7 protein-coding genes are annotated in these 7,691 nt (G+C 70.8%); 6 read left to right on the forward strand and 1 reads right to left on the reverse strand.

The genetic code is table 11. The features are described 5' to 3' along the window. On the forward strand, positions 1-2,185 hold a 2,185-nt coding region (locus tag AC08OT_RS17235), incomplete at its 5' end, for an Rne/Rng family ribonuclease (protein ID WP_476603039.1). A 31-nt stretch (positions 2,186-2,216) separates the two neighbouring features. On the opposite strand, the gene AC08OT_RS17240 is transcribed toward AC08OT_RS17235, so the two are convergent. Continuing rightward, on the reverse strand, positions 2,217-2,837 hold the full coding sequence (locus tag AC08OT_RS17240; RefSeq protein ID WP_476592187.1) for an MFS transporter: 621 nt from the start codon (positions 2,835-2,837) through the stop codon (positions 2,217-2,219). A 468-nt stretch (positions 2,838-3,305) separates the two neighbouring features. Between AC08OT_RS17240 and rplU the strand changes: the two genes are divergently transcribed. The 5 genes from rplU (at position 3,306) to AC08OT_RS17265 (ending at position 7,555) form a co-directional block, all read left to right on the forward strand. Then, a complete protein-coding gene (rplU, locus tag AC08OT_RS17245) occupies positions 3,306-3,623 on the forward strand; it encodes a 50S ribosomal protein L21 (RefSeq protein WP_462186089.1) in 318 nt (105 codons plus the stop codon). Positions 3,624-3,628: 5 nt separating this feature from the next. Next, positions 3,629-3,895, forward strand: a complete 267-nt coding sequence (gene rpmA / locus AC08OT_RS17250) for a 50S ribosomal protein L27 (RefSeq protein WP_476592188.1) — start codon at positions 3,629-3,631, stop codon at positions 3,893-3,895. A 186-nt stretch (positions 3,896-4,081) separates the two neighbouring features. Next, positions 4,082-5,686, forward strand: coding sequence for a GTPase ObgE (obgE, locus tag AC08OT_RS17255; RefSeq protein ID WP_476592189.1), 1,605 nt, complete (start codon positions 4,082-4,084; stop codon positions 5,684-5,686). 4 nt (positions 5,687-5,690) lie between these two features. Then, on the forward strand, positions 5,691-6,806 hold the full coding sequence (proB, locus tag AC08OT_RS17260; protein WP_476592190.1) for a glutamate 5-kinase: 1,116 nt from the start codon (positions 5,691-5,693) through the stop codon (positions 6,804-6,806). 386 nt (positions 6,807-7,192) lie between these two features. Then, complete coding sequence (locus AC08OT_RS17265) at positions 7,193-7,555, forward strand: hypothetical protein (protein WP_476592191.1); 363 nt, start codon at positions 7,193-7,195, stop codon at positions 7,553-7,555. The last annotated feature ends 136 nt before the right edge of the window (positions 7,556-7,691 follow it).

The following is a 7,691-nucleotide window of genomic DNA, read 5'->3' on the forward strand; positions in this document are numbered from 1 at the left end:
GCTGGGAGGGGCCCGCCGCCGCCGGCGGCGGCGGCGGCGCGCCGGCGGCGACGAGCCGGCGCTCGCCGACGGCCCGCCGAACACGGTCGTCCACGTCCGGGAGACCCGCAAGGACGAGGACCTAGTCCGGGGGCTGAGCGGGTCCACCCGTCTGGAAGCCAAGCGTCAGCGGCGCCGGGAGGGTCGCGACAGCGGTCGGCGTCGGCCGCCGATCGTCACCGAGGCGGAGTTCCTGGCCCGGCGGGAGTCAGTCGAACGCCGGATGGTCGTCCGCCACGCGGGGGACCGCACCCAGATCGCCGTGCTGGAGGACGGGGTACTCGTCGAGCACTTCGTGACCCGGGCGAGCTCGGCGTCCTACGCGGGCAACATCTACCTCGGCCGAGTGCAGAACGTGCTGGCCAGCATGGAGGCGGCCTTCGTCGACATCGGCAAAGGACGCAATGCCGTCCTCTATGCCGGCGAGGTCAACTACGACGCCTCCGGGCTGGACGGTCGGCCCCGCAAGATCGAGCAGGTACTCAAGTCCGGCCAGTCGGTCCTGGTCCAGGTGTCCAAGGATCCGATCGGGCACAAGGGCGCGCGGCTCACCAGCCAGATCAGCCTGCCGGGGCGGTACCTGGTGTTCGTCCCGGACGGGCAGAACGCCGGGATCAGCCGCAAGTTGCCGGACACCGAACGAGCCCGGCTCAAGAGCATCCTGAAGAAAATCACGCCCGAGGACGGCGGGGTCATCGTGCGCACCGCCGCCGAGGGTGCCAGCGAGGCCGAGCTGGAACGCGACATCGAGCGGCTCGCCGCCCAGTGGGAGGACATCGAGCGCAAGGCGAAGAAGGCGTCGGCGCCCTCGCTGCTCTACGGCGAGCCGGACCTGGTCGTCCGGGTGATCCGGGACATCTTCAACGAGGACTTCACCGAGCTGGTCGTCCAGGGCTCAGGTGAGGCCACCACGATCGAGGAGTACATCGACACAGTGGCTCCCGATCTGCGGCCGCGGATCCGCCGCTACACCGGAACCGGTGACGTTTTCGCCGAGTACCGGGTAGACGAGCAGCTCGCCAAGGCCCTCGACCGCAAGGTCTGGCTGCCCTCGGGTGGATCGCTCGTCATCGACCGGACTGAGGCGATGACGGTCATCGACGTCAACACGGGCAAGTTCACCGGCAAGGGCGGCAATCTCGAGGAGACGGTCACCAAGAACAACCTGGAGGCCGCCGAGGAGATCGTCCGTCAGCTGCGGCTGCGGGATATCGGTGGCATCATCGTCATCGACTTCATTGACATGGTTCTGGAGAGTAACCGGGAACTGGTCCTGCGCCGGCTCACCGAGTGCCTTGGCCGGGACCGTACCCGGCACCAGGTCGCCGAGGTGACCAGTCTCGGGCTGGTCCAGATGACCCGCAAGCGGGTGGGGCAGGGCCTGCTGGAGGCTTACAGCGAGCCGTGCGTGCACTGCAACGGCCGGGGGGTGGTCATCCACCTCGACGGCGGCAGCGGTGCACACGCCGCAGTCGGCGTGCCGAGCGGGACCATCGTGTCCGGTGCCGGTCAGCCGACTCCGGTGGCGGTGCCCGCGCCCGCGCCGGCGGAGGGGCCCGGGTCCGGTCGTCGGGCCCGCTCCTCGTCCACGCGTGCCGTGTCCACGCGTGCCGTCGATGACCCCACGATCATCGCCGCCGCCGCGTCGGCCGGGCCCACGTCCGTATCCGAATCCGAGGCGTCCGCCGGGTCCGGCGAACCTGGTGGATCCAGCGAACCCGGCGGATCCGTCGCATCATCGACGCCTGGCGCCGCGGAGAACGTCGCCGTGACGGCTGGCGAGGGTGCGATGGCTGGCGAGGGCGTCACCGCCGCGGATACGGTGCCCGCGCATGCGGCCGACAGTGCGGCAGGGCCGGCGGACGTGGCCGCGGCTGCCGCCGCCCCGGGACCCGTGGCAGCCGGCTCCCCAGCTGGGTCGAACGGGCAGGTGCCCGTCGGCGGTGGCTCCGGCGCGGGCGGCTTCGAGGATGCCCTGCCGCCGGTGTACGCCAACTCCGATGATCCCGACAGCCTCGCGACCGCGGACAACGCCTTGCCCACTGCGGGCAAACCGGCCCGGAGCCGACGGCGGCGGGCCTCCCGGCCGGTGTCCAAGCCGGCCGAGTCGCTGGAGTCCGTGCCCTCGGCGGAGCCCCCGAGCTGATCGAGGCCTGGCGGAGAGCCGGACCGGCCGTTCAGGCGGCGGTCGGCCCGGCCCGACTCGGACCGGCGGCCGGGCCCGGGCGCACGAGCCCGCGGCCGGCATTCTCCCGCAGCAGCAGATCGAGGGTGGTCCGGGAACGGGACAGGGCTACCTCGACTGCCTGACGGGCCCGTCCTGGATCGCCCATCTGCAGGGCATAGGAGGCGATGGTCAGCGACTGCACCAGATCGTCCTGATCGGCGAGGCTCGGGCTCATCCGACCGCGTAGGACCGGCTCGTCGGCCGTGTAGGCCGCATCGGCGGGGTCGGCCGCGTCTCCTGCGTCTCCCGCCTCGAGATCACCGGGCGGCCGGCCTGCCGTCCTGGAATCGGGCAACCCCCAAGCGGATGGACCCCGTCGGCGCAGCGCGATCCATCCGGCCGCGGCCGCGGTGCCCAGCGTCCAACAGGCGCCTGCCCAGGGCGGTAGGCCGGCGAAGGCCGTGAGAGTGAGACCGACGACGACCAGCACGGTCAGCGCGCCCGTCGCGGCGGGGACCGTGCCGGGAACCGAGCCATAACGACGGGCGGCGGTGGCCGCCGGGCGGCAGACGACGGCCAGAGCGACGGCGGTACCGGCTCCTGCGGCCCAGACCACCAGCTGCCAGTACATCCTCGTCACCCCCGACGCGATCTCATTCCCGGCGTCGAAGCTTCACGATCCATCGTGGAACTCCGCCATGTGGACGTTCCATGCTTCTCCCTCCTCGGCGGCCTACACCATGGCCCGTCCGGGTCATCCCTGGATATGACCCGGATGAGCGGGGCGAGGAGCCGCGATGAGATCCGCCCGGCGGGGCCCCGTCGCGTGCGGGATGCGTGACTGCCATGCGGGGGATGCGCGGGACGGAATGGGCGGTATGCGGCGGGCGGTCCTTCGCCCCACTCCGGATGACCTGTAAGGTGGAGTCCGCATGCTCATCCGGACTGAGCGATGCTCGCTATCGGGCAATGCTCGCTGGATGACCGCCGATCGGCCGCGTTCCGGTCGATCGCGGCTCATGCGCACCCAAAGCTCCGTGGGGAACGCCGTTCCGGGTTCCGTGCGGTCACAGAGGCATAACAACAGCAGGGAGATCTGGTGTACGCGGTCGTTGCCAGCGGCGGCAAGCAGCACAGGGTCGCCGTCGGCGATGTCGTCGACGTCGAGCTCCTTCCCGGAGAGCCGGGCGCGGCCGTGAACCTTCCGGCGCTCCTGCTCGTCGATGGCGAGTCGGTCACCCACGACGCTGACGCTCTCGCGTCCGTCGCGGTCACCGCCGAGGTCGTCGGCGTCGTCAAGGGTCCGAAGATCCGGATCCACAAGTTCAAGAACAAGACCGGCTACCATAAGCGCCAGGGTCACCGCCAGAAGCTGACGCGTCTCAAGGTGACCGGCATCGAGACCGGGAAGGCCTGAGCGGGATGGCGCACAAGAAGGGCGCGAGTTCCTCGCGCAACGGGCGGGATTCGAGCGCGCAGCGGCTGGGCGTGAAGCGCTTCGGCGGTCAGTACGTGAAGGCCGGCGAGATCATCGTTCGTCAGCGTGGGACCCATTTCCACCCGGGTGAGCTGGTCGGGCGCGGTAAGGACGACACGCTGTTCGCGCTCTCGCCCGGGCACGTGCAGTTCGGTCACCGGCGGGGCCGTCGGGTCGTGAATGTGGTGGCCGAGGCGGCGGTACCCGCCTGATCTGGTCGTCAAGGCCACGCTGTCGGTTCGACAGCGTGGCCTGGGCCGCCGTCAGGTGGCGATCTCGGCGATCACCGGTGAGCCAGCAGCCGCGCGTACCACCGCCCTGCCGAGCGTGGTTGCGCGGCTTTGGTGCGTCTCTCGCAGGGAGGGACTCGCGGGGAGGGATGTGGAGAGGAGGCGGTGATGCCGACGTTCGTCGACCGGGTGGTGCTGCACGCGGCGGCCGGGGACGGCGGTCATGGCTGTGCCTCCATCCACCGGGAGAAGTTCAAGCCGCTGGGCGGGCCGGACGGCGGTGACGGCGGCCGGGGTGGTGACGTCCGCCTCGTGGTGGACCCGAGCGTGACCACCCTGCTCGACTTCCACTTCCATCCGCATCAGCGCGCCTCCCGGGGACGCCCCGGCCAGGGGTCGAACCGGCACGGAGCGGACGGTGCGGACCTCGTCCTCCCGGTGCCGGACGGGACCGTCGTGCTGACGGAGGACGGCGAGCAGATCATCGACCTGGTCGGACCGGGCAGCGCGTTCGTACTGGCCCGCGGAGGCCGTGGGGGGCGGGGCAACGCGGCGCTCGCGTCGGCCCGCCGCAAGGCCCCCGGGTTCGCCGAACTCGGCGAGCCCGGCGAGCAGCTCGACGCCGTGCTGGAACTCAAGACCGTGGCCGACGTCGCGCTCGTCGGTTTTCCCAGCTCCGGCAAGTCCTCCCTGGTGTCGGTGCTCAGCGCGGCCAAGCCGAAGATCGCCGACTATCCCTTCACCACGCTGGTGCCCAATCTCGGTGTGGCGCAGGCGGGTGATCATCCACCCTACACGGTCGCGGACGTCCCCGGCCTGATACCGGGCGCCAGCGAGGGACGCGGGCTGGGCTTGGAGTTCCTCCGGCACATCGAACGCTGCTCGGTGATCGTGCATGTGCTGGACTGCGCCACCCTGGAACCGGGCCGTGATCCGATGGCCGACCTCGACGTCATCGAGGCCGAGCTCGCCGCCTACTCCGCCGATCTGTCTGACCGTCCCCGGCTGGTCGTCCTCAACAAGATCGACATTCCGGACGCCGCGGAGCTCGCGGAGCTCGTCGCCCCCGAGCTGCGAGCCCGTGACCTCGCGGTCTTCGCGGTGAGTACCGCGACCCGACGTGGCGTGCACGCGCTGTCCCTGGCCCTGGCCGACATCGTCGCCCAGCACCGGGCGGCCGCGCCGGCCCGGGCGGCGACCCGCATCGTGCTGCGTCCCCGCGCGGTGAACGAGCCCGACTTCACGGTGCGCCCCCTCGGCGACGGTTTCCTGATCACCGGGTCGAAGCCCGAGCGCTGGGTGCGGCAGACCGACTTCACCAACGACGAGGCGATCGGCTTTCTCGCCGACCGGCTCGCCCGCCTCGGCGTGGAGAAGGAGCTCGCCCGCCTCGGCGCCATCGCGGGAGTGGAGGTGACCATCGGCGAGGTCACGTTCGACTGGGAGCCGACGCTGAGCGGCGGCGGGCTGGGTAACGGCGGGCTGGGCGGCGATGATCAGCCGGATGGCGACGGGCTCGCCGAGACCGGTCTGGGTGGTTGCGGGCCGGCCGGCACCGCGGCCTCCGGTGCGGCACCGTCACCCGGCCGAGGTGGGGACACGGGTTCCCCAGTGTCCCTCGGGCCGCGCGGGACCGACGACCGGTTGCGGGCCTCGGTGCGGTTGACCCGGGCCGAACGGATGGCTCGCCGCGCCGCCGTCGCCGTCGCCGCCGTCGCCGTCGACCCGGCGGTACGAGGAGAACCGGCGGTACAAGGAGAAGAAGAAGGATGAAGGCGTGCGTCCGTTCGTGACCGACGCGCGCCGGGTCGTCGTTAAGGTCGGTTCGTCCTCGCTGACGACGGCCGTCGGCGGTCTGGACGCCGACCGGCTCGAGGCGCTGGTGGCCGCGGTGCTGCCCCGGGCCGGACAACAACTGGTGCTGGTGTCCTCCGGGGCCATCGCCGCGGGTCTCGCCCCGCTCGGCCTGGCCCGGCGGCCGCGTGACCTCGCCACCCAGCAGGCGGCGGCGAGCGTCGGCCAAAGCTCGCTCGTACACAGCTACGCGGCGGCGTTCGGACGGGCCGGTCACCAGGTCGGCCAGGTGCTGCTGACGGCGACCGACGTGATCCGCCGCACCCACTACCGCAACGCCCGGACCGCGCTCGACCGGCTGCTCGAGCTCGACGTCATCCCGATCATCAACGAGAACGACGCGGTGGCTACCCAGGAGATCCGGGTCGGCGACAACGACCGGCTCGCCGCGATCGTCGCCCATCTCGTGTCGGCGGACCTGCTGGTGCTCCTGTCTGACGTGGACGGCCTGTACGACGCCAACCCCCGGCTGGGCCCGGCGACCATGGTGCGCGAGGTGCGTTCGGACACCGACCTGGACGGGCTGACCGCCCGGGGCACGGGCACCGCCGGTGTCGGGGTCGGCGGGATGGCCACCAAGATCGAGGCAGCCCGGATGGCGGCCTCCGGCGGCGTTACGGCGATCATTACTTCGGCCGCGAACGCCGCACCGGTGCTGCGGGGGGACGAGGTCGGCACCGTCTTCCACTCCACCGGGCCGCGTCGGGCCTCCCGCCTGCTCTGGCTGGCGCACGCGACCGCCCCCGAGGGCCGGCTGCACTTGGACTCCGGGGCGGTGGCCGCGGTGGTACGGCGGCGGGCGTCGTTGCTGCCCGCCGGGATAACCGGCGTGGAGGGGGACTTCGCCGCCGGGGACCCGGTGGACCTGGTCGACCCCGACGGGCGGTCCGTGGCGCGGGGGCTCGTTGCCTTCGACGCGGCGGAGCTGCCCGTGATGCTCGGGCGTTCGACGGCCGACCTCGCCATGGAACTCGGACCGTCGTACGAACGTGAGATCGTCCACCGCGACGACCTCGTGCTGCTGCTGCCGGCCCGCTGACCCGGCCGGCTATCTCACCCGGCCCGGGCTGAGGTGCCAGCCAGGCGCGCCGGCCCGTTTCCCGGCCCGGGACGAGCCGTTTCCCGGCCGGGACAAGGCCGTCCAGATAGCCATCCATATAATTAGACATATCGGCTGGGGAGGATGGCTTGGACGGCGATATTCCAGTGGAAACCGGCGACTATCGTGCCTCGTTTTCCGGAATTCGAGAGAGCCCATCAACAGCTCTCTCCCGGCATTCTGCCCCGGCTACCCGGAAAGTTGCCGATAAAACTGAAAAGGTCTCGGCGCAAAAAATGGCGACGGCGGCAAATAACGTTTCCGGAGTCGGGTAACCTTCCCTCGGCGGGCAAGATGTCGCATCTGTTGAGAGAGGTTATTTCGTCATGAGAATGCGTAAGACCGTGGGTCTCCTCGCCTCGGCCGGAGCCGCCGGCGCGCTGACGCTGGCATCGGCCCTTCCCGCGAGCGCGGATCTGAACAGTTCGAACGTCTTGATCGGCAGCGTCGCCAGGTGCCCGGCCAGCGCCGCGGTGGGCGTGGCGGTCCGCACGACGGCCGGCGAGTTCGACTCGTCCGGCGTCGGCGCCGGCGGCTTCTACAGCCTGAGCCTCCAGCAGGTTCCGGTGGCCGGCACAAGCGCCACCTTCAGCGTCCAGTGTTCCGACAACTCGGACAACTACGGCCGTACCTTCCCCCTCCAGAGACCGTTCAGTGGAGAGTCGGTCACCATAAACCTGTTCTCGTAGCCGGACATCTCCGTTGAAGACTCGATGAAATGATCCGATCCCTGGTCCGTCCGGCAATGCCGAAACGGCCACCACCGGAATCCGGTGGTGGCCGTTTCCCGATCCCGGGTCCTGGCCTGGGATGCGGTTTTCCCGG

The organism is Frankia sp. CgJB1 (genome assembly GCF_977947065.1).

Excerpts from the sequence above, each read along its gene's own strand:
- AC08OT_RS17240 (WP_476592187.1), bottom strand. The coding sequence starts at position 2,837 with ATGTACTGGCAGCTGGTGGTCTGGGCCGCAGGAGCCGGTACCGCCGTC.
- rpmA (WP_476592188.1), top strand. The coding sequence starts at position 3,629 with ATGGCGCACAAGAAGGGCGCGAGTTCCTCGCGCAACGGGCGGGATTCG.
- obgE (WP_476592189.1), top strand. The coding sequence starts at position 4,082 with ATGCCGACGTTCGTCGACCGGGTGGTGCTGCACGCGGCGGCCGGGGAC.
- AC08OT_RS17265 (WP_476592191.1), top strand. The coding sequence starts at position 7,193 with ATGAGAATGCGTAAGACCGTGGGTCTCCTCGCCTCGGCCGGAGCCGCC.